At 44.5% G+C, this 21,261-nt stretch carries 17 protein-coding genes and 1 tRNA gene; 14 read left to right on the forward strand and 4 right to left on the reverse strand.

Going from position 1 to position 21,261, the window contains the following annotated elements; genetic code table 11:
* Position 1: 1 nt before the first annotated feature.
* Both ACKI5J_RS09165 and recR read right to left on the reverse strand, forming a co-directional pair.
* A complete protein-coding gene (locus ACKI5J_RS09165) occupies positions 2-817 on the reverse strand; it encodes an SDR family oxidoreductase (RefSeq protein WP_407428736.1) in 816 nt (271 codons plus the stop codon).
* Positions 818-842: 25 nt separating this feature from the next.
* Positions 843-1,448, reverse strand: coding sequence for a recombination mediator RecR (gene recR / locus ACKI5J_RS09170; protein WP_407428738.1), 606 nt, complete (start codon positions 1,446-1,448; stop codon positions 843-845).
* A gap of 74 nt (positions 1,449-1,522) precedes the next feature.
* On the opposite strand from recR, the gene ACKI5J_RS09175 reads away from it, so the two are divergent.
* From ACKI5J_RS09175 to ACKI5J_RS09190, 4 genes are all read left to right on the forward strand, one after another.
* Positions 1,523-2,227: a TIGR00730 family Rossman fold protein gene (locus ACKI5J_RS09175; protein ID WP_407428740.1), complete on the forward strand. Its 705-nt coding sequence runs from the start codon at positions 1,523-1,525 to the stop codon at positions 2,225-2,227.
* 212 nt (positions 2,228-2,439) lie between these two features.
* Positions 2,440-2,781: an RNA recognition motif domain-containing protein gene (locus tag ACKI5J_RS09180; protein WP_407428742.1), complete on the forward strand. Its 342-nt coding sequence runs from the start codon at positions 2,440-2,442 to the stop codon at positions 2,779-2,781.
* Between the two features lie 91 nt (positions 2,782-2,872).
* Positions 2,873-4,240, forward strand: a complete 1,368-nt coding sequence (locus ACKI5J_RS09185) for an exonuclease domain-containing protein (protein WP_407428744.1) — start codon at positions 2,873-2,875, stop codon at positions 4,238-4,240.
* A 9-nt stretch (positions 4,241-4,249) separates the two neighbouring features.
* Entirely contained in the window at positions 4,250-6,736 is a 2,487-nt protein-coding gene (locus tag ACKI5J_RS09190; RefSeq protein ID WP_407428746.1) for an ATP-binding protein, read from the forward strand.
* On the opposite strand, the gene ACKI5J_RS09195 is transcribed toward ACKI5J_RS09190, so the two are convergent.
* Both ACKI5J_RS09195 and ACKI5J_RS09200 read right to left on the reverse strand, forming a co-directional pair.
* On the reverse strand, positions 6,724-8,055 hold the full coding sequence (locus tag ACKI5J_RS09195) for a sigma-54-dependent transcriptional regulator (RefSeq protein ID WP_407428748.1): 1,332 nt from the start codon (positions 8,053-8,055) through the stop codon (positions 6,724-6,726). The two genes, ACKI5J_RS09190 and ACKI5J_RS09195, sit on opposite strands and share 13 nt — an antisense overlap.
* 131 nt (positions 8,056-8,186) lie before the next feature.
* Positions 8,187-8,744 (reverse strand): ferritin-like domain-containing protein, encoded by a 558-nt coding sequence (locus ACKI5J_RS09200; RefSeq protein WP_407428750.1) that lies wholly within the window; start codon positions 8,742-8,744, stop codon positions 8,187-8,189.
* Positions 8,745-8,750: 6 nt separating this feature from the next.
* On the opposite strand from ACKI5J_RS09200, the gene ACKI5J_RS09205 reads away from it, so the two are divergent.
* The 10 genes from ACKI5J_RS09205 to ACKI5J_RS09250 all read left to right on the forward strand — a co-directional run bounded on the left by ACKI5J_RS09205 (position 8,751) and on the right by ACKI5J_RS09250 (position 21,214).
* Positions 8,751-12,239, forward strand: coding sequence for a response regulator (locus tag ACKI5J_RS09205; RefSeq protein WP_407428752.1), 3,489 nt, complete (start codon positions 8,751-8,753; stop codon positions 12,237-12,239).
* Entirely contained in the window at positions 12,227-13,069 is an 843-nt protein-coding gene (locus ACKI5J_RS09210) for a CheR family methyltransferase (protein WP_407428754.1), read from the forward strand. The genes ACKI5J_RS09205 and ACKI5J_RS09210 overlap by 13 nt, the downstream gene beginning before the upstream one ends.
* Positions 13,062-13,688 carry a chemotaxis protein CheB gene (locus ACKI5J_RS09215; protein ID WP_407428756.1) on the forward strand — a complete coding sequence of 209 codons (627 nt, stop codon included), beginning with the start codon at positions 13,062-13,064 and terminating at the stop codon, positions 13,686-13,688. The genes ACKI5J_RS09210 and ACKI5J_RS09215 overlap by 8 nt, the downstream gene beginning before the upstream one ends.
* Positions 13,675-15,264 carry a response regulator gene (locus tag ACKI5J_RS09220; protein WP_407428758.1) on the forward strand — a complete coding sequence of 530 codons (1,590 nt, stop codon included), beginning with the start codon at positions 13,675-13,677 and terminating at the stop codon, positions 15,262-15,264. The genes ACKI5J_RS09215 and ACKI5J_RS09220 overlap by 14 nt, the downstream gene beginning before the upstream one ends.
* A gap of 85 nt (positions 15,265-15,349) precedes the next feature.
* Positions 15,350-15,431: transfer RNA gene (locus ACKI5J_RS09225), tRNA-Leu, on the forward strand.
* Between the two features lie 63 nt (positions 15,432-15,494).
* Positions 15,495-16,841, forward strand: coding sequence for a trigger factor (gene tig, locus ACKI5J_RS09230; RefSeq protein ID WP_407428760.1), 1,347 nt, complete (start codon positions 15,495-15,497; stop codon positions 16,839-16,841).
* 101 nt (positions 16,842-16,942) lie between these two features.
* Entirely contained in the window at positions 16,943-17,647 is a 705-nt protein-coding gene (clpP, locus tag ACKI5J_RS09235; RefSeq protein ID WP_407428762.1) for an ATP-dependent Clp endopeptidase proteolytic subunit ClpP, read from the forward strand.
* On the forward strand, positions 17,640-18,881 hold the full coding sequence (gene clpX / locus ACKI5J_RS09240) for an ATP-dependent Clp protease ATP-binding subunit ClpX (RefSeq protein ID WP_407428764.1): 1,242 nt from the start codon (positions 17,640-17,642) through the stop codon (positions 18,879-18,881). Before clpP ends, clpX begins: the two co-directional genes overlap by 8 nt.
* Positions 18,882-18,925: 44 nt before the next feature.
* Positions 18,926-19,789: an AMP nucleosidase gene (locus ACKI5J_RS09245; RefSeq protein WP_407428766.1), complete on the forward strand. Its 864-nt coding sequence runs from the start codon at positions 18,926-18,928 to the stop codon at positions 19,787-19,789.
* A 63-nt stretch (positions 19,790-19,852) separates the two neighbouring features.
* Entirely contained in the window at positions 19,853-21,214 is a 1,362-nt protein-coding gene (locus ACKI5J_RS09250) for a pyridoxal-phosphate dependent enzyme (RefSeq protein WP_407428768.1), read from the forward strand.
* The last annotated feature ends 47 nt before the right edge of the window (positions 21,215-21,261 follow it).

Here is a 21,261-nt window from a genome sequence, read left to right on the forward strand (position 1 = left end):
ATCATCTGATCAAGGCGTTTTTCTCTTTGGTAAATAGCTCGTAGACCTTTCGGTCTACCCAGGCGGGTATTAATTTGTTCATTAAGACAGCAAGTTTGCCCTGGCTCGTCATGATCAGTGTACGTTTACGTTTAACTACACCATCGACAATAGTTCTGGCGACTTCTTCAGAGCTCATCATCTTTCCTTCGTCCATGCTGGTTTCGCCATGCTGCTCACCGTCTTTCGACAAGGCTGTGTTACGGATGTTGGATGCGGTAAAGCCTGGAGCCGCTATCATGACATGCAGTCCGGTCTTTAGGTTTTCTACTCTAAGGGCCTCAAGGAAGCCGTTCATGGCGAATTTGGAGGCAGAATATCCGGTACGGCCCGGGAGCCCGCGGTATCCTGCGATAGAGGAGATACCTACAACGGAGCCTTTCGCTTTGAGGAGTTCAGGCATTGCATATTTCGTGCAGTATACGGTTCCCCAGAAATTTACATCCATCAGGTTTCGGATAACAATAAGGTCCAGATCTTTGAAAAGTGCCCGCATGCTTATTCCGGCATTGTTGATGAGGATGTCGATGCGGCCAAAGCTGAGCAGGGCCTGATCAATGAGGTGTTTGCAATCGGCTTCGACGGATACGTCGGATTGTACCGCAATAGCATTAACGCTGTATTGCTGTTCTATTTGCTCTGCGATTTTGCAAAGATCGACATATTTGCGGGCGCCCAGTACGAGGTTAGCACCCTGCCGCGCGAATTCCTCCGCACATGACTTGCCGATGCCTGAAGAGGCGCCTGTGATAATGACCGTTTTATTTTTCAGATTCAACGTATTCTATTTAATTGATGACTATTTAAACTCCATAAGGCACACGTGTAGCGATAGAGCGGGCAAGCGTGATTTCATCTGCATATTCAATCTCACCGCCGAAAGCAATTCCACGGGCAATGGTACTTACTTTAATGGGGAAATTTTTTAACTTTTTGTAAATATAGAAGATGGTAGTATCGCCTTCCATAGTTGCACTGAGTGCCAGAATGACTTCCTGAACGTTACCATCACGTACACGCTCTACCAGTGAGCCAATATTCAGCTGAGAAGGGCCTATGCCATCCATCGGCGATATGAGCCCGCCCAGTACATGATAAACGCCGTTGTATTGATTCGTGTTTTCAATGGCCATGACGTCACGGGTATCCTCGACGAGACAGATCAGTGACTTGTCGCGCTTCGGCGCATTGCATACGGAACAGGTATCCGCATCTGAAATGTTTCCGCAAATCCTGCAATACTGTATCTCTTTTTTCAGCCTGATTATGGATTCACTAAAACGATTCACGTCGTCCGCTTGTTGGTTGAGTAAGTGAAGAACGAGCCTGAGCGCAGTCTTTTGACCGATACCGGGAAGCTTGGAAAATTCGTTAACTGCATTTTCGAGCAGGCGTGATGAGAAATTCATGCTGCAAAGTTACGGATGGAGATGAAATATGAAGAATGCGTGTATATTTAGATTTTTAACCTGTACCCCAGAAGATGATTGACGACGATAAAATAAGGAATGCTTTTGAAACGAAGAATTGGCAGGAAATAAAGGTTACTGACTCCTGGCAGATATTTAAAATAATGGCTGAGTTCGTAGATGGCTTTGAGAAGCTGGCAAAGATAGGTCCCTGCGTGTCCATCTTTGGGTCGGCGAGAACACCGCAGGACAGCAAATACTATAAATTAGCCGAGGATACTGCCCGGTTGCTTACAGAAAGCGGCTATGGTGTGATTTCGGGCGGAGGGCCTGGTATCATGGAAGCGGCCAATAAAGGTGCCTATGAGGCGGGTGGCAAGTCAGTAGGTTTGAATATTGAACTTCCGTTTGAGCAGTTTCATAATAAGTATATAGACCGGGATAAGCTGCTTGAGTTCGACTATTTCTTTGTGCGTAAGGTGATGTTTATGAAGTACTCTCAGGGATACATCGTTTTGCCCGGCGGGTTCGGGACAATGGATGAATTGTTTGAGGCTATTACGTTGATCCAGACGGGAAAGATAGCGCGATTTCCCATCGTTCTCGTAGGGAAGGATTATTGGGGGCCACTTATGGATTGGGTCAAGAATCATATGCTAGAGGAAAAAAATATCAATGCGGATGATTTAAATCTCTACAGACTGGTAGATACGGCCGAAGAAGCCGCTGAGCACATCGTTAGATTCTATGAAAAATATGTTCTCAAACCGAACTTTTAACGAAATTTTGGCCGACGTAATGGATTGCTATTGTGCATATTGTCTCTAATTATCGCATTTTTTTGTGTTTTAAAAAAAAAATTCTTTTCAGTGAAATTCTTCCTATATTGTAACACAATTTAAACATATCTGAAGAACATCAAATTATCAAAAATACCCCCAGCTCTAAATAACTATTTACCTATACCGGTTAACTCAAATACTTAATTACGATGAAAATTTTTGTTGCTAGTCTGCCCTTTAAATTGGAAGAAAATGATATCAGGGAGACTTTTGAAGAATACGGCGAAGTATCTTCAGTAAAACTTGTTCTGGACAAAGAGACAGGAAGAAAGAAAGGCTTTGGATTTGTTGAAATGCCTGATGATGAGCAGGCGAAAAAAGCTATTGAAGATTTAAATGGATTGGAGATCTTTGGACGAGCGATCGCAGTGACACAGGCTGAGGAAAAACCTAATGGTGGACGCAGACCTGGCGGCTTTAGCAATGATCGTGGTGGTTCGTTCAGCAAAGGTGGCTACCAGAAGGGCGGACGCGATTCTGGATCCTACTAAAAATACGCTTTAACAGTTTATGCCAAACGCATAAACTGTTAAATGATTGTTTGCCATGCGCTAAGTATGTTAGTATTTAGTATTTTTGTGCATGTACGCAATTGTGGATATTGAGACGACGGGAGGACATGCTTCAGCAAATGGCATTACTGATATCGCCATTGTCGTGTATGATGGCCAAACGATAGTCAGAAGATTCCACTCTTTGGTGAATCCAGGGGTACCGATACCCTACTTTATTCAGTCGCTGACGGGAATAAGCAATGAGATGGTTCAGCAGGCCCCTCCTTTCCACGCGATTGCGGCGGAAGTTTATGAAATCCTTCGTGCGAACATTTTCGTTGCGCATAATGTAAACTTCGATTACTCCTTCATCAAATATCATCTGTCTCTTGCCGGGTATGACCTCCAGTGCAAGAAGCTCTGTACCATCCGGCTTGGAAGGAAGATCTTTCCGGGGATGCCTTCGTATAGTCTCGGTAAGCTTTGTCACAGCCTTCAGATTCCTGCAACAGACCGGCATAGGGCGGCTGGTGATGCGGAAGCGACCACCGGGTTATTTCGTATGCTGCTGTCGAATGATCAGGAAGGACATGTCGGCAGCTTTCTGAACAGGCGAACGAGTGAACAGCAATTGCCTCCAAACTTGCGTAAAGCCGACATAGATTCTTTGCCTAAGACGCCAGGGGTTTATTATTTCAAAGACAGTAAGGGTAGCGTGATTTATGTAGGGAAGGCTGTGAATGTGAAGAAGCGTGTGTTGTCGCATTTCACGGGGAATAAGTTTGGCAGACAAAGGCAGGAATTTCTTAAGAATGTTTTTTCTGTGAGCTACCGCACATGCGGGACGGAGCTGATGGCACTGATCCTGGAAGCTGCGGAGATAAAACGTCTTTGGCCGGCTAATAACCGGGCGATGAAGCGTTATGAGCCTGCTTTTGGTCTTTATGCCTATGAGGATCAGCTTGGCTATGTGAGGCTGGTTATTGATAAAAAACGCAAAAACGCTGCGTCTCTTTACAGCTTTAATAGAATATCGGAGGGCTATAGCTTATTGCAGAAGCTTATTCATCAGTTTGAGCTTTGTCCGCATCTTTGTTTTGTATCGCGTAAGGGAATATGCGCAGAGCCGGTCGATGGTACAGCTTGTCGCGGAGCCTGTCGGGGTACTGAACCTTCGGCTGATTATAATACACGGGCAAAAGAAGCGATTAGCGAGATGAAGGCTACCCTGCCTTCTTTCCTTTTGATCGATAGCGGCCGTACTCATGAGGAAAAGGGTGTAATTAGAATGAATGAAGGACGGTTTGACGGAATGGGTTATGTTTCGAGAGATCTGGATCTTGCTGATGCGGCTGCGGTCGCACCTTTTTTGGAACTGTACCCTTCTAATGACTATATTCGGAATATCATCATGGACTACGCTGCGAAACATCCGGAGCGGGTAAGCAGAGTTTAACATAAACGCATGAGCTATCTACGGAAAAATTCCTTTACGAAATCGCTAAAGGGAAAGGTGATCATCGCCTTTCTGCTGGGCTTTATCGCGCTGGTTCTCGCTTGGATGGTTAGCAAGGTAGCGTTCAGAGAGATGTTGACTACAGTACAGTCTGTCTCTGCACCGGATGAAAAGCTCCTAGTTGTAAATCAGCTGTTTCGCGACATTACAAAACTTGATCAGTTTCAGCGTAGCCAGAGCTTCCAGAATCCGGGATCTTATAAGTCGTTTATCAAGGAGTCGGATTCTCTTCGCTCCAAGATGGACACACTAAAGCGTTTATATAGCGGAGATAAGTTGCAGATTGAGCAGATCAATAAAATGAAGGGCCTGCTCAAGAAGCGTGACAGCCTTTTCATGACCTACCTGCGTGTGAGAGAAGGCCTGGTGAACGGAAGGGCTTTTTCTTCGCAGATCAATTCGCTGACTGGGTTGATCAGTCGCAGTTCCTCGGAAATGGACAGCACCATCGTCAAGACGGAGCAAACGCATTCTACAACGACGATCCCGGCTCAGAGGGAGGAAAGGGACCGCGGATTTTTTAACCGTTTGTTCGGCAAGAAAAAAGCGGCGGATACGACAGCGGCGGTGGTCCAGGAAGAGATTAATATTACCATCGACACTCTTGCCAGGGTGAATACAGACAGCGTTGTTCAGGAAATGGAGAACGCGGTAAAAACGCTGGCTCTTAGGCAGCGGGAGCGAAGCGATCGCTTTATTACTCAGGAAATTGAGTTGGCGAATGCGGGAAATATCCTGATTAATCAGATTCTGGATGTCTTACAGCAGGTTGAGAAGGATGTGATCAATCAGGTTGAGGTGAGTAATTTAAGAGCTCAGGAGGTGGTAAACCATAGCGCGAACCGCATAGAGATGATCATGCTGATCTTCCTTTTTATTACGGCTGTGTTTGCTTATATGATCTTAACAGATATAGGAAAGAGTAACCGCTATCGAGAGGAGCTGGAACTGGCCAGGGACGAGGCGGAATACCACGGTCAGGCTAAGCAGCGGTTCCTGTCGAGCATGAGCCACGAGATCAGGACGCCGCTACAGTCCATTATTGGGTATGCCGAGCAGCTTCAGGATCAGGAAAAGGTGGACAAAAAGAACCTGAAAGCGATATATAATTCGTCCATCCATTTGCTCCACATTGTTAATGAGGTGCTTGATTATAGCAGGATTGTATCGGGCAAATTCAGATTTCACAGGAGCGTATTCAATATCCGCGAGGTAATGGATGAAGTGGTGACGATTATGACACCTCAGGCAGAGCGTAAGGGTTTGAATATACGGATGAACAACCATGTCATCGGATCTCATTTGCTGATAGGAGACCCTTTCCGTCTCAAGCAGATCTTATTAAACGTGGTAGGTAATGCGGTTAAGTTTACCACGCAGGGGGAGGTATCTTTGACAGTGACCAGCCGGATTGTAAAGAGAAAAGCTTATCTCACCATTGAAGTTACGGATACGGGAATGGGGATATCCGGAGAAGATATTAAGCGAATTTTTACGGAGTTTGAGCAAGCAGGGGATTACGTCCCGACGAATGAAAATGGAACAGGCTTGGGCTTGAGTATTGTAAAAACGCTGGTGGAAGGTCAGGGTGGAACAATTGATGTGAAAAGCGTTTTGGGTGAAGGAACCAGCTTTACATTAAATCTGCGTTATACTGTTCCGAAAGAAAACAGGAAGCTTACAGATCAGCAGCGCACGGAGAGCCAGTCCTTTACAGGACTTGTGTGGCTGGTTGATGATGACCCATTTATCCTGCAGCTATGTTGTAACTTACTCGACAAGTACCATGTAAGGTATAAAGCTTTTAGTTTGCCTTCTCAGCTATTAGACGAACCTATAGCCAAAGACCTGTCTCTTATCCTTATGGATATCCGTATGCCGGAAATGAGCGGCACGGAGCTTTGCCGGCGTATGAGGGAGAGGTTGTCTGAGCGGGTCAGGATTGTTGCGTTAACAGCGCAGGCACTTCCGGAAGAAAGGGCTTCTATACTGGACCAGGGATTTGATGCTCTTTTGATGAAGCCGTTCAGAGAAACGGACCTTACCGGATTACTTCGAGGCCAGTTATCGGCAGAAATCAGAACGACAGAACAAGTACCGCAGGATGTTATAGATCTTTCTATGATTGAAAAGATGGCATTTGGTGACGAAGAGATGGTAAAGCAGATTCTGGAACGCTTCTGCGACGATAACCGGAAGGACGCCGTCATTGTACTTGAGGCACTGAAGACGCAGGATCGGGAAGAGCTGATGCTGCTTCTTCACCGGTTGGCCGGGAGAACTTCCCAGCTAGGTGCGAGGTCACTGGGTTCCAGATTCCGTTCGGAAGAGCTGCTCTTACACAAAGGCAAGCCGATAGACAACCAGCTGGAGCAGCGAGTACACAAGCTTTTGGAAGAACTGGAGCTGCTTACGCATGAGATCTATTCGATCTGATACTTCTCCATTTTATTATAAAGGGTAGTTCTGTCGATATTTAGCAGTTTTGCTGCCTGGGTTTTATTGTAACGAACCTTCCTGAGTGTTTCCTTTATCAGCTCTTTTTCATTGGCCTCGTTCAGCGCTTTCAGATCAGTGCCTGATGGTTTGGGAACCTGATTGAGGGAGGCGATCATTTCATCCGGCAGGGACTCGATGCCCGCTTCTTCGCCGCGTGTTAGCAATACCATTCGCTTGATCACGTTTTTGAGTTCACGGAGGTTGCCGGGCCAGTCGTAGGTCTGAAAAATAGTTGCGACTTCTGTTGAAAGGGTCTTTACATTTCTGTCGAGCTCGGCATTTGCGAGATGGATAAAGTGGTATAAAAACACCTGCAGGTCGCTTTCACGGTTTCGAAGTGCCGGGACATGAATCTTGAATTCGTTCAGCCTGTGATAGAGATCTTCCCGGAATTCGCCGCGGGAAACGCTGTTGAGCAGATCATCGTTGGTAGCTGCAATGATCCGGACGTCTACCTTTATCTGTTTGTTGCTTCCGATCGGCTGGATCACGCGTTCCTGTATGGCACGTAACAGCTGGATCTGCACTTCATAGCTTAAGTTTCCGATCTCATCGAGGAACAGGGTGCCGCCATCAGCAACTTCAAATTGTCCTTTTTTATCCAGTAAAGCCCCGGTGAAAGCACCTTTGACATGCCCGAACAATTCGCTTGCAGACAATTCTCTTGACAAAGATCCGCAGTCTATAGCTACAAAGGGACGTTCGGCCCTTTTACTTGCCTTATGGATGGAATTAGCTACGTATTCTTTTCCGGTACCACTTTCTCCCTGAATGATGACCGACATATCTGTAGGTCCCACCAGTTCAATGTAGTTCTGGAGTTTTTTGGATTCGAGACTGCTCCCTTGTATGAAGGTGGAGGTTTCTGCTTTCTTTTGTGCAGCAGGAGCGCTTTGCCTCCGATTTAAAGCCTCATTGAGAACCATCTCGAGCTCGTCGGGATTGACGGGTTTGGTGATGAAATCGTATGCGCCTGAGCGTATCGCCCTGACAGCGGTTCTCACATCGTGGAAGCTGGTCATTATAATCGACGGTATATTGGGATTTTTCTCGCGGGCAGCGGTCATTACCTCCAGTCCGTTGCCGTCAGGAAGGCGGTAATCCAGCAACAGAAGATCATACGAATTCTGCTCGAGGGATTTTTGACTGGTTTTTAGCGTATGGCATACCTGTACGTTATGGCCTTTTTTTTTCAAAAAGTTTTCGAGAATGAGAGAGAAGGTAGTATCGTCCTCCACTAATAGTATGTTTGCCATAATGTGAGCGTCGATTGATGTGCTATTTGACAAAAATAACAAAAGTGGGGGTTACTGCTATGAAATTGTTAATAAAAGGGCACAGAATGAGATATTCTGTGCCCGGTGTTGGGTTAATCAAGATTAAAAGATCAGGAAGAGTACTGAGTCTTAAGTGATTCTATGTTTTTTATGCAGTCGGAAATTCCGTTGCGCTGCTCTCCCAGAATCTCAACGATTTCCGGGCTGATTCCATCATCCTGCAATTCTTTGTCATAGGATTCAAGTGCTGATTGTTCGCCGGTAAGGCAGGCACTTAGAATAGCTTTGTCGTCGTTTTTGGTAAATGCCGTTTTGATATCCATCCATACTCTGTGCAATGCGCCAACCGGCCCTCCGGTATCGTTATCCGGGTCGCCGCCAAGTTGATGAATTGCTTTTTTTAGCTGCATCTCATACTCCGCACGCTGAATGGAGTACATGGAAAAAAGTGTCTTAAGCTCAGGAGAATCGGTATCTTCCGCTGCGGTTTTATAACCTTCTTTGCCATCATTGCAGATGGACAACAGATGTTTAAGATTTGCTATTGATTTTTCATTTTGGTTTTCCATCGTATTGATTTGAGTGATAATAGTTTTACACACAACAGTGGCGGAGACAAAGAGTTTTGGTTTGGTAATTGAAATACTATCTTTATTCCTTGTATTCATTAGCTCATGTTTAAGAAACTTTCCTTTCAGCAACAAGTTCTTACCGGATTTATATCAACCCTTGTTATTCTTTTTTTCGTGGCGATCCTGTCTTACGTGAGTATGGAAGATCAAAAGGAGGATGCAGAATGGTTGCGTCATACCAGCCGTGTGTTTCAGGTAAACGAGTTGATTGTGTCTCAGGTAACCACCGCTGAGAGTGCCCAGCGTGGTTACGTTTTAACCGGGATTAAAAGCTTACGGGTTCAGTACAAGCGCAGTTCGGTGTTGATCATTCCTTCCATTGAGCAGCTAAGGGGTATGGTTACAGATAATCCTGAACAGGTAAGGAATGTTGATTCTCTGTATTATTACGCCACGCTTAAGATAGGTGATATGGAGGCGATAATTGCTGCGCATGAAGCAGGTAGGTTAGCCAGGGGGGCAGAAATGAATGAGCAGTTCCACTCTGCCAAAGTCCATATGGACGCAGTGAGGGAATATACTAAGAGAATATCGGGGATAGAGGAACGCCTGATGCGTGAGCGCGAGAATGCTTCGACGAATAGTATGCGACGAACCGTGGTTATTGTGTTGGGTGGTTGCTTTGTTGTACTTGGGCTCTTGCTGGTGTTGTTCCGCTACATCAAGACTACTTTCAGGCGGCAGAAGCAGATTGAGGCTTCTGTTAGGGAAGCGAATGCCAAGTTGAACAAAATTGGGGAGGAGAACAACAAGAAGAACTGGCTGCTAAGCGGATCGGAGCGTATCGAAGTCTGTATGCGGGGTATGCAGAATGTGGAGGAACTGGCTGAGAACGTTATAGAAGAACTAGCGGAGTACAGCTGTGCGCAGGTTGGTTCGTTTTATCTGATCCATGAAGATACTTTGCGGCTGGCGGGGGCTTATGCTTATCCTAAGCATCATGCTGCGCAGAAGGTAGGTGAAGGCTTGCTTGGCCAGGTAGCGCTGTCAAAAAAGGGCGTAGTGATTAGCGATATTAAGGAAGATCAGTTGTCTATTCGCATTGGAGTCGGAAAGATCAATCTCCGGTCGCTGGTTATTCAGCCGGTATTGTTCGAAGATGAACTTATCGGAATTATTGAAATCGGCTTCAGCGAAGAAGTTACGCCGTTAAAGCTGGAATTTATCCGACAAATAGTGGACGGGGTAGGTGTCGCTATGAATACTGCGCAATCCAGAAGCCAGCTGAAGGTTCTCTATGAGCAGACCAGTTATCAGTCAGAGCAGCTTGAAGTGCAGACAGAGGAGCTGATGGCGGCAAATGAGGAGCTTATAAAAAAGACTCAGCAACTGCAGGTTTCGGAGGAGGAGCTGCGTGTGCAGCAGGAGGAGCTACGGCAGACCAATGCTGAACTCGAAGAAAAGGCGGGTATGCTCAAAGAGAGAAACTATGCTGTAGAGTTGGCCAATGAGGCGATCAAGATTAAGGCTAAAGAGCTGGAGCAAAGTAGCAAGTATAAGTCGGAATTTCTGGCGAATATGAGCCATGAACTGAGAACGCCGCTTAACAGTATTCTGATTTTGGCTAAAATACTAAGTGAGGATAAGCAAAAGACGCTGACGTCTGATCAGGTGCGCTATGCGAGTGTAATACATAATGCGGGAACCGATCTGTTGAATCTGATCAATGATATTCTGGACTTGTCTAAAATTGAGTCGGGTAAATTGGATATTCAATGGGAAGAAGTGAAAACTGAGGACTTGAAGTACGATTTGCAACAGCTGTTCAACCATGTTGCAGCTTCGAAAAGGATAGATTTCGTATTTGATATCGATCAGGATGCACCGATACTGTTTATCTCTGATAAGCAACGCGTAGAACAGATAATGAAAAATCTTCTGTCAAACGCTTTTAAGTTTACTTCTGAAGGAGGCCGGGTGAGTGTGGACGTTTCGATCGCTTCAAAAGGTGAGAAGTTTAAAAACGATGTGCTTCGTTCAGATGAAATAGGTGCTATGCGCTTCCGTGTTTGTGATACCGGTATTGGTATGACCAGAGAGCAGCAGAGTATCGTATTTGAAGCGTTTCAGCAGGCCGACGGTTCTATCAGCAGGAAGCATGGAGGTACAGGCTTGGGGCTCTCCATCTGCAGGGAGCTTTGTAACTTATTAGGGGGAGAGATGAAGGTGGAGAGCGAACCTAACCAGGGCAGCATTTTTACGCTTTACCTGCCGGTTTCCGGCAATGACATACAACCGTCACCAATCCTGACAGAGGAGACGACTCGTTTTGAGCGCTCGGGAGAAATTACGCAGTTTCCGAAGCCCGAGCATATTATGACTACCCATTCCGGTCAGACACCCAGGCTTCTCATTGTTGAAGATGACATCTCTTTTTCAGAGATTCTGGAAGATTATGCCCGCGAACGCGGATTTGAGCCCATGGTTGCTTATAGTGGAACTAATGGCTTGCGTATGGCCCGTGAGTATCAACCGGACGCTATTGTTCTGGATATCATGCTGCCGGGTATGGACGGTTGGACGGTTCTAAAAGAATTGAAGAATGACCAGTCCACGAAATGGATTCCTGTGCATTTAATGTCTGCTCGTGACGAATCAAATTTTAAAGCCAGGCAGGAGGGAGCAATCGGATTTCTTCGAAAGCCGATTGGTAAAGACCAGCTGGACCAAGCCTTTGACGTTTTGCTAAACAGTAGCGGGCTGCTAAAGCTGAAGCGGGTGCTGCTAGTGGAGGATGTTCAGGTGCAAAGTGATGCATTGACAGCGGTCCTGGTGGCAAAAAGTATAGAGGTTAAGCAGGCATTCAACGGAGAGCAGGCAATTAAAATACTGGAAAACGATGGGGATTTTGATTGTTTGATTCTTGATCTGCACTTGCCTGATATGTCGGGTGTGGAGCTTCTGAAAAGAATAAAAGCGAATGAGCGGCTTACGGAGATTCCGGTCGTTATTAATACAGCGATGGAACTTGACAAGGAAACTATGGGCGTAGTGATGAAGCATACGAACGCGATGGTCCTCAAGAGCGCGAAGTCAAATGACCGTATTTTGGATGAGGTAAACTTGTTTATGCATAAAGTCAGAACTAAAGACAAGGCGACGGCATCAACGCATTCATCTGGCGACCTTCTTAAAAATAGCTCTACGCTGGAGAAAACGTTGTCGGGTAAGCGGGTGCTGATTGCGGATGACGATATGCGGAATGTGTTTGCACTGTCTACGGCCATACAAGCTTATGACATGCATGTGGAAATTGCTTCAAATGGTATCGAGGTCTTGAAGAAGCTGGATGAAATACCGGATATAGATATGGTTTTGATGGACATCATGATGCCCCAGATGGATGGGTATGAGGCGATGCAGGAGGTGCGTAAGAAGCGCCAGTATCAAAGTCTGCCCATCATTGCGCTGACAGCGAAGGCGATGAAGAGTGATAGGGAAAAGTGCCTGGAAGCAGGCGCTAATGACTATATCTCCAAACCGGTTGAAATGGACAAACTTTTGTCTATGATGCGTGTTTGGTTAAGCTAGATATGTCAGTTGTGCAGGAACGGATTTCTTATGAGGAGCTTGAAGAACTGATTTCCTGGATTAATCATATCCATGGATTTGATTTCAGTGGTTACTCGAGAGCTTCTCTGAAACGGCGGGTTACCCGGATCATGGATATCTACGGCCTCGACCTTTTTGATCTGAAAGGGATGTTAGTTAATGATCATCTCTTTTTTGAGGAATTTGTTGTTCAGATTACGGTGAATGTGACGGAAATGTTCCGTGATCCTTCGTTTTTCAGGTTGGTAAGAGAAAAGGTGATTCCCTACCTAACATCGTTTCCTCGCGTAAAGGTGTGGAACGCGGGCTGCTCAACCGGAGAGGAACTGTATTCTTTTGCAATTTTGCTGAAGCTGGAGGGTCTGCTGGAACGTTCGTTCTTGTATGGTACGGATATAAATCCAAGAGTTTTGGAAAAGGCGAAAGCCGGAGTTTATCCCCTTTCGAATATGAAAAAGTATTCAGAAAATTATTTGAATACCGGTTACTCCGGCTCTCTGGTGGATTTTTATGTGGCTCAATATGACGCTGCTGCGATTAGTAACGAGCTTAAAAAGAATACGCTGTTTTCGGTGCATAATCTTGTGTCTGACAGGGTGTTCAATGAGTTTCAAGTGGTTTCGTGCCGAAACGTTCTGATCTATTTTAATACTGATCTGCAAAAACGTGTGCTTCAGTTGTTTTATGACAGCTTATGTCCGTTTGGTTTTCTCTGTCTGGGTGCTAAAGAATCGTTGAGGGCTTTTGACATGACAGGCAGGTTCAGGATAGTTGATAAATTCGAAAACTTATATCAGAAAATTGGCTAACTGGGATCATAATGTATTAGAGAAAGCTGCCAGGGCAAAGGTTCTGTTGCTGGGAGGCTCTGCGGGAAGTTCGAAGCTGATATTTAACTTGATCGAGCAGCTTCCCCCAGATTTTCCATTGCCCATAATCGTTATCATGCATAGAAGCAGGAGTTTTAAGTCGGATATAGAGATATTGCTGGATAGCAAATCGGCACTATCGGTATGCCTGGCTGGGGATAAGACAAAATTGAGGCATGGATATGTATACTTTGCACCTCCCGATTATCATTTACTTCTGGAGCCGGACGAAACCTTTACGCTGGATTATTCTGAGCCGGTGCATTTCTCAAGGCCATCAATCGACTCAACGTTTATTAGCGTGTCTGATGTGTATCAGGACCGGGTCGTCGCGGTGCTATTATCCGGCGCAAACGCTGACGGTTCGGAAGGGCTGTGTTATATTCAGGCAAGGAACGGTGTGGCAATAATACAAGATCCGGCGGACGCAGAGGTCAAGGCGATGCCTGAATCTGCAATATCATTGTGCAAAGATGCTTTGATATTGACTGATGAAAGTATCTTTGCCTTTATAAAGGGCATCATAAAAGAACAGTATTTTCAAAATGGATCATCTTAAGCTTTTAATCGTAGACGACAGACAGGAGAACATAGTGGCTCTGGAAGCACTTCTTGATCGTAACGATATAGAAATTGTTACCACAACATCTCCTAATGAAGCGCTTAAGATTTGCTGGGAACAGGATATCTCAGTTGCCTTGGTCGACGTTCAAATGCCCGAAATGGATGGATTTGAACTGGTGGAAATACTGAAAGGGAACCCGCGAACCCGGGAGATCCTGGTGATTTTCGTGACGGCCATCTCTATGGAAATGAAATATGCAGTGAAGGGCCTGTCTGTTGGTGCGGTAGATTATTTGTTTAAACCTCTGGATCCCTACGTAACGGCGGCGAAAGTCGATTCGTTTATTCAGATTGTACGATCGCAGCGAGAAATTAAGCGCAAGAACGAAGAACTGAGGAATTTCCAGCAGGAACTGATAGCGGCAAAGGAGCAGGCAGAGCAGGGAAGGAGGATAAAAGAGACATTTCTGGCAAACATGAGCCATGAGATACGTACGCCTATAAATGGAATCCAGGGGATCGTGCATCTGCTGGAGAATACCGAACTTGACGCAGAGCAGAGCAAGATGGTAAACTTGCTGAAAATCTCAAGTGAGTCCTTATTAGGTATTATAAACGATGTTCTGGACATCTCGAAAATAGAATCGGGTAAATTTAAGATCGTACGGACTGAAGGAAGCATAAGAAACCTGGTTTCTTCGGTGATCGGCCTGCTGCAATTTAAGGCGCAGGAGAGGGGTATTGACCTTGTTGTCCATATAGATTCTGCCGTGCCGGCCGTGGTGCTTGTTGACGGTTTAAGATTGAATCAAATCCTGCTAAATTTGGTAGGTAATGCCATTAAGTTTACTGATGAAGGGTCGGTAAAGTTAAGTGTGACGCAGATTCAGACAAAGGGTAACCTGGTGCAGATCGAGTTCAGTGTGCAGGATACGGGTATTGGTATTGAAAAAGAAAGGTTTGAAAAAATTTTTGAAACGTTTGAGCAAGCGGCGAGTGATACGGCACATCAGTACGGCGGAACCGGTCTCGGGCTAGCAATAGTTAAGAAACTGGCGGAATTGAAGGGTGGAGAAATCAGTTTGGAAAGTGAACCCCATAAGGGAACGACCTTTGCTTTCAGGAATTGGTTTCAGGTGGTAGGAACTTCAGCCGAAAAGTCTGTTAAGAGCATCGGGGAATTGCCGCCGCTTCATGGCATGAGAATACTTGTTGCAGAAGATAATGCTATTAATCAATTCATGATCAAAAAAGTACTGCAACGCTGGTCTATTGATGTAGACATTGTTGAAAATGGAGAACTCGCACTCGAAAAACTGAAGAATGGTCGATATGATCTGGTTCTGATGGACACTAATATGCCTGTGATGGGCGGATTTGAGGCGATAAAAAGAATCCGGAAGGAGCTGCCATCGAATGTGAAGGATATTCCGGTCATTACTCTTTCTGCGGCAGTGCTGGATGAAGATCAAAAAAAAGCTATGGAGGCCGGCGCAAATGATGTTGTGGCTAAGCCGTTCGATCTTAATGTGTTACATCATAAGATCACCAGATGGTCTGGTTGCCTTTAAAAAAAAGATATAATTTCTTTCAAATTCGTTTGGAATATTGAAAATAAAAGCTACTTTTGCATTCCAAATTTAATGAAACCCAAGCGCGGAAGTGGCGTAATTGGTAGCCGCACCAGACTTAGGATCTGGCGCTGAGAGGCGTGGGGGTTCGAGTCCCTTCTTCCGCACATGATTCCCCCCGCTAAAACGGGGGGAATTTTTGTATAATACTAACGGTAAATAATTAGAACATGAATATCACACAAGAGAAAATTGATAGCCTGAACTCCTTAGTTAATGTGAGCATTAAACCTGAAGACTATCTTGAACGTGTAGAAAAAGCAATAAAGACTCAGGCAAAAAAGGCGAAGCTTCCGGGATTCAGAGCAGGAATGGTTCCTCCTTCTCATATCAAAAAGATGTACGGAAAGAGCATCCTGGTTGAGGAAGTGAACTCTCTTTTAAGTGATTCGATCAATAAGTATATAGCAGACAATAAAATTGATATCCTGGGTCAGCCTCTTCCCAAAGTTGATGAGTCTAAGGAATTCAACTGGGATTACACAGACGAGTTCGAGTTTAAATATGAACTCGGTCTGGCTCCTGAATTCAATCTTGATTTTTCTGACAAGGATTCTATTCCTTACTACCAGATTAAAATTGACGTGGAAACACTTGAGTCAAGGATCAAAAACATCAGAAAAAGCTATGGCAAAATGACAAACCCTGAAGTTTCGTCAGCAGAAGATGTTCTTTTTGCCGAGTTGGTACAACTTTCTCCTGATGGCTCTGTTTTTGAAGGAGGTATAATCAGTTCTGGATCTGTAAGACTTGATCTTATCAAGGATGAGGAGATCAAGAGGTCTCTCGTTGGCTTGAAGAAAGGTGATGTTGCTGAATTTGACATCCAGAAGGCTTTTGAAAATGATGCTTTCCAGGTGTCAAAGGTTCTGAATATCTCGGAAGAAGACGCTAAGGATCTTGCTTCAAAATTTCAGTTAACCGTTAAAAATGTTAACCGTCTGGAAGAGTCAGACCTGAACCAGGAGTTCTTTGATAAATTATTCGGTCCCGGCACTGTTACGACGGAGGATCAGTTTCGTGAAAAGATCACAGCTGAGCTCGAGTCTATGATGGTTCAGAACGCGGAGCAAAGACTTCAGAATGACATTGTAAAATACGGTGTTGGTAAATATGAGATGCAATTGCCGGATGAGTTCCTGAAACGCTGGTTGAAAGCGACAAATCAGAACCTGACAGAAGACGATCTTCAGAAAGGTTATGAAGATTTTGCTAACAACCTGCGATGGACATTGGTTGAGAACAAGATCATCAAGGAGAATAGTATTGAACTAAAATATGAGGATGTATTTCAGACTGCGAAAAGCAGACTAGATGCCCAGTTCAAAATGTACAGCCCGCAACCTCTGCCTGAAGAGCAGTTGGCCGAGTACACCGTGCAATTCCTTCAAAACAAAGAAAACGCGAATAAAATATTTGAAGAAGTAAAAGCACAGAAAGTGTTTGATTACCTGAAAAGTGTTATTACATTAGATCGTCAGGAGATCGAATACAACAAGTTTCTTGAGTTGAATTAAGAGTTATGGTATAATGGTAATTATGCTAATAATTCTGATTCGTTCAAACTATTATTAGCATAATTACTTATTAATATATCAGACTTTAAACTTTTAATCCAATGAATATCGACAAAAATGAGTTTCGTAAATACGCCGTAAAACATCATCGCATTGGCAGTCAACATGTAGACAGTTTCATTGGCAGGGTAGAAAAAAGTGCTATCCCGATGTCTATGACGCCATATATCATTGAAGAACGTCAGTTGAATGTTGCTCAGATGGATGTGTTTTCAAGGTTAATGATGGACCGTATCATCTTTCTTGGTGACGCGATTTACGATAGCAACGCTAACATCATTCAGGCGCAGCTACTCTTTCTGCAGTCGACAGACGCAAAAAGAGACATCCAGATCTATATAAATTCTCCAGGTGGTTCTGTTTACGCCGGACTTGGCATATATGATACGATGCAATACATTACTCCCGACGTAGCGACGATTTGTACGGGTATGGCCGCTTCTATGGGAGCCGTCTTATTATGCGCAGGAGCTGCCGGCAAACGAGCTGCTTTGGCTCATTCCCGTGTGATGATCCATCAGCCACTTGGCGGGGTTCAGGGTCAGGCTTCTGACATTGAGATCACAGCGCGCGAAATATTGAAGCTGAAAAGAGAGTTGTATGAAATTATTTCTAACCACTCAGGTCAGGACTATCAAAAAGTTCATGATGCATCAGACAGGGATTACTGGATGATTGCTAGTGAGGCCAAAGAATTCGGAATGATTGACGAGGTGCTTGGCGAAAACAAATCAAATAATGAGTAAAAGCTCGAAAGATATTAAATGTTCATTTTGTGGTTCTGGTAAACAGGATACACTGATGCTCATTGCAGGCCTGGACGCTCACATCTGTGATAAGTGCGTTGCTCAGGCAAATCAGATTTTGGCAGAAGAGTTGTCTGTAAGGAAAACGAAGAGCACAGGTTCTTCGCTTACCTTGATGAAGCCATTGGAGATAAAGAAACATCTTGATCAGTATGTAATTGGTCAGGATGAGGCAAAGAAGGTTCTCTCCGTTGCGGTATACAACCACTATAAACGTCTTAATCAGAAGGTAGAGAAGGATGAAATTGAGATTGAGAAATCCAATATCATTATGGTGGCGGAAACTGGTACAGGAAAGACGCTTTTGGCGAAAACTATTGCTAAGATCTTGCATGTGCCTTTTTGCATTTGTGATGCTACTGTTTTGACAGAAGCCGGATATGTGGGGGAAGATGTGGAAAGTATATTGACACGTCTGCTTCAGGCAGCGGATTATGATGTAGCTTCTGCAGAACGTGGAATTGTTTATATTGACGAGGTAGACAAGATAGCGCGTAAAAGTGATAATCCCTCGATCACCCGCGATGTATCTGGGGAGGGTGTTCAGCAGGCTTTGCTGAAGATTCTTGAAGGTACTATCGTGAACGTTCCGCCGCAAGGTGGTAGGAAGCATCCTGATCAGAAGATGATTGCGGTAAACACCAATAATATTTTGTTTATATGTGGTGGCGCCTTTGACGGGATTGACAGGAAGATCGCCAATCGGTTGAAGACACAAACGGTAGGGTACAGGATCAATGACGACGATGAAAACATCGATCTTAAAAATCTGTACAAATACATTACTCCTCAGGATCTTCGTTCGTTTGGGTTGATTCCTGAATTGATAGGACGTCTGCCGGTTGTGACGCATTTAAATCCATTAGACAGGGAAGCGTTGATCAGCATTCTTACAGAACCTAAAAACTCGCTGATCAAGCAATACCAGAAGCTATTCGAATATGAAGACATCAAGTTGGAATTCGATAAAGAGGTTTTGGAGTTTATTGTAGACAAGGCGATGGAGTTCAAATTAGGAGCGAGAGGGTTAAGGTCTATATGTGAAGCGATCATGATCGATGCCATGTTTGAGGTTCCCTCACAGAAGGGACAAAATAAAGAGCTGTATATCACACTGAGTTACGCTCTGGAGAAGTTTGCTAAGTCAGACATTAAGAAATTGAAAGTTGCATAATGAGAACCCCGAAGAGATTCGGGGTTTTTTTTAAAGTTAAAGTTATGAACGAGGAAAAAGACGTAAAGAAAGATTCAGAGGTTATTGAACAAACTCAGCACGTTAAAGAAGTGGAGAGCCCAATCAAGAAGGGTTTGAAAACGAAGGAGGATATCGTTAATAATTGGCTTCCAAGATATACGGGACGAGCTTTGAAAGATTTTTCTCAGTTCATCCTGCTAACAAACTTTTCAAAGTACCTCCAACTTTTCTCAGAATGGCATGATAACGCACCCATTATGGGATTAGATAAGCCGATGCAAAGCGTGTCTGCGAATGGTATTACCATTATCAACTTTGGTATGGGAAGTCCGCTTGCAGCAACCATGATGGATCTGCTGAGCGCAATTAAGCCAAAGGCGGTGTTGTTCCTTGGGAAGTGTGGCGGCTTGAAAAATAAGAATAGTATAGGAGATCTGATACTTCCCATTGCAGCTATTCGAGGCGAAGGTACATCGAACGATTACTTGCCTGCCGAAGTTCCGGCACTGCCGGCCTTCGCATTGCAGAAGGCTATTTCTACTACTATCAGAGATCATTCCAGAGACTATTATACAGGAACTGTTTACACAACAAACAGAAGGGTCTGGGAGCATGATAAAAACTTTAAAAGGTATTTGGAGACCCTTCGAGCCATGGCGGTTGATATGGAAACCGCCACTATCTTTACAACGGGATTTGCGAACAAGATTCCTACAGGCGCACTGTTGTTGGTGTCGGATCAACCGATGATACCGGAAGGAGTGAAAACCTCGGAAAGTGATTCAAAAGTGACTGAACGATTTGTGAAATCTCATTTGAAGATCGGAATTGATTCTCTTATGCAGTTGATTAATAATGGCCTAACCGTTAAGCATTTGAAATTTTAAGACGAGAGAGCTAATCTGCTCTGGCTTCCCAGAGTTAATAATAGTAATTACTACCTTTGCGATATGTGGTACAACAATATTTTGGAGACTATAGGGAATACCCCCCTTGTGAAGTTAAACAAGGTCACTTCTGATGTGAAGGCCACTGTGCTTGCGAAAATTGAGACACGCAATCCCGGCAATTCCATCAAGGACCGGATGGCCCTTAAAATGATTACGGATGCGGAGGAGGCCGGGTTGTTAAAGCCCGGTGGAACGATCATAGAAGGCACATCGGGGAATACGGGTATGGGTCTGGCTATGGCCGCCATCATCAAAGGTTACAAGTGCATTTTTACCACTACTGATAAGCAATCTAAAGAGAAAGTGGATGCTCTACGCGCTTTTGGAGCCGAAGTAATTGTATGCCCGACCAACGTTGAACCGGAGGATCCCCGTTCTTATTATTCTGTTTCTTCCCGTTTGCAAAGGGAGGTGCCTAACTCATGGAAAGCCAACCAGTATGACAACTTGTCAAATAGCCAGGCTAACTACGAGCAAACCGGCCCTGAAATTTGGGAGCAGACGGACGGTAAAATTACCCACCTTGTTGTAGGTGTGGGTACAGGGGGGACGATATCTGGTGCTGGACGCTATCTCAAAGAAAAGAATCCGAATATCAAAGTCTGGGGTATCGATACTTACGGATCTGTATTTAAAAAGTACAAGGAAACGGGGGAATTCGACAAGGATGAGATATATCCTTATATAACAGAAGGCATAGGAGAAGATTTTCTGCCGGAGAACGTGGATTTCTCAGTAATCGATCACTTTGAAAAGGTCACTGACAAGGATGCGGCATTGATGACGAGGGAGATAACCAGAAAGGAAGGGATATTTGCAGGTAATTCAACTGGAGCGGCTGTTGCGGGACTTTTGCAGATGAAGGATAAGCTGAGTGAAGGCGATCTGGTGGTTGTTATAGTCCATGACCACGGAACACGGTATCTGGGCAAAATGTTCAATGAGGACTGGTTGAGAGAACGGGGCTTTATGAAGGATGAGAAGCTTACAGCGGGTTCGATTCTTGATAATAGAGAAAGTCAGGAAATAGTGACAATTGATGCCGGTCAGTCTGTGCTGGAGGCAATAAACACAATCAAGATGTTGAATATTTCTCAGCTTCCTGTTACGCAACACGACATGGTAGTTGGGAAGGTTACGGAGAGTGATATACTAAATGCCCTGCTTGAGCATCCCTCGGCAAAATCATTTAAGGTTCTTGATGTGATGACGAAGCCTTTTCCTTTTGTAGATTTGAACACATCTATAGATAAGATTTCCAGTTTGATAAATAAGGAAAATACAGCAGTGTTGGTTGAAGATAAAACTGGTAAGTTGGAGATTATAACTCAATTCGACATTATAAGCGCGATGTCTGCCTGAGAGTAAAATAGTTAAAAAGCAAAAAGAGTCAGCTTCTCAAGAAGCTG

The sequence above is a fragment of the Arcticibacter sp. genome (assembly GCF_045629565.1).
Lineage (GTDB): Bacteria > Bacteroidota > Bacteroidia > Sphingobacteriales > Sphingobacteriaceae > Arcticibacter.

Excerpts from the sequence above, each read along its gene's own strand:
- ACKI5J_RS09180 (WP_407428742.1), top strand. The coding sequence starts at position 2,440 with ATGAAAATTTTTGTTGCTAGTCTGCCCTTTAAATTGGAAGAAAATGAT.
- ACKI5J_RS09205 (WP_407428752.1), top strand. The coding sequence starts at position 8,751 with ATGTTTAAGAAACTTTCCTTTCAGCAACAAGTTCTTACCGGATTTATA.
- ACKI5J_RS09175 (WP_407428740.1), top strand. The coding sequence starts at position 1,523 with ATGATTGACGACGATAAAATAAGGAATGCTTTTGAAACGAAGAATTGG.
- clpX (WP_407428764.1), top strand. The coding sequence starts at position 17,640 with ATGAGTAAAAGCTCGAAAGATATTAAATGTTCATTTTGTGGTTCTGGT.
- recR (WP_407428738.1), bottom strand. The coding sequence starts at position 1,448 with ATGAATTTCTCATCACGCCTGCTCGAAAATGCAGTTAACGAATTTTCC.
- ACKI5J_RS09245 (WP_407428766.1), top strand. The coding sequence starts at position 18,926 with ATGAACGAGGAAAAAGACGTAAAGAAAGATTCAGAGGTTATTGAACAA.
- ACKI5J_RS09195 (WP_407428748.1), bottom strand. The coding sequence starts at position 8,055 with ATGGCAAACATACTATTAGTGGAGGACGATACTACCTTCTCTCTCATT.
- ACKI5J_RS09220 (WP_407428758.1), top strand. The coding sequence starts at position 13,675 with ATGGATCATCTTAAGCTTTTAATCGTAGACGACAGACAGGAGAACATA.
- ACKI5J_RS09200 (WP_407428750.1), bottom strand. The coding sequence starts at position 8,744 with ATGAATACAAGGAATAAAGATAGTATTTCAATTACCAAACCAAAACTC.
- tig (WP_407428760.1), top strand. The coding sequence starts at position 15,495 with ATGAATATCACACAAGAGAAAATTGATAGCCTGAACTCCTTAGTTAAT.
- clpP (WP_407428762.1), top strand. The coding sequence starts at position 16,943 with ATGAATATCGACAAAAATGAGTTTCGTAAATACGCCGTAAAACATCAT.
- ACKI5J_RS09190 (WP_407428746.1), top strand. The coding sequence starts at position 4,250 with ATGAGCTATCTACGGAAAAATTCCTTTACGAAATCGCTAAAGGGAAAG.
- ACKI5J_RS09250 (WP_407428768.1), top strand. The coding sequence starts at position 19,853 with ATGTGGTACAACAATATTTTGGAGACTATAGGGAATACCCCCCTTGTG.
- ACKI5J_RS09185 (WP_407428744.1), top strand. The coding sequence starts at position 2,873 with ATGTACGCAATTGTGGATATTGAGACGACGGGAGGACATGCTTCAGCA.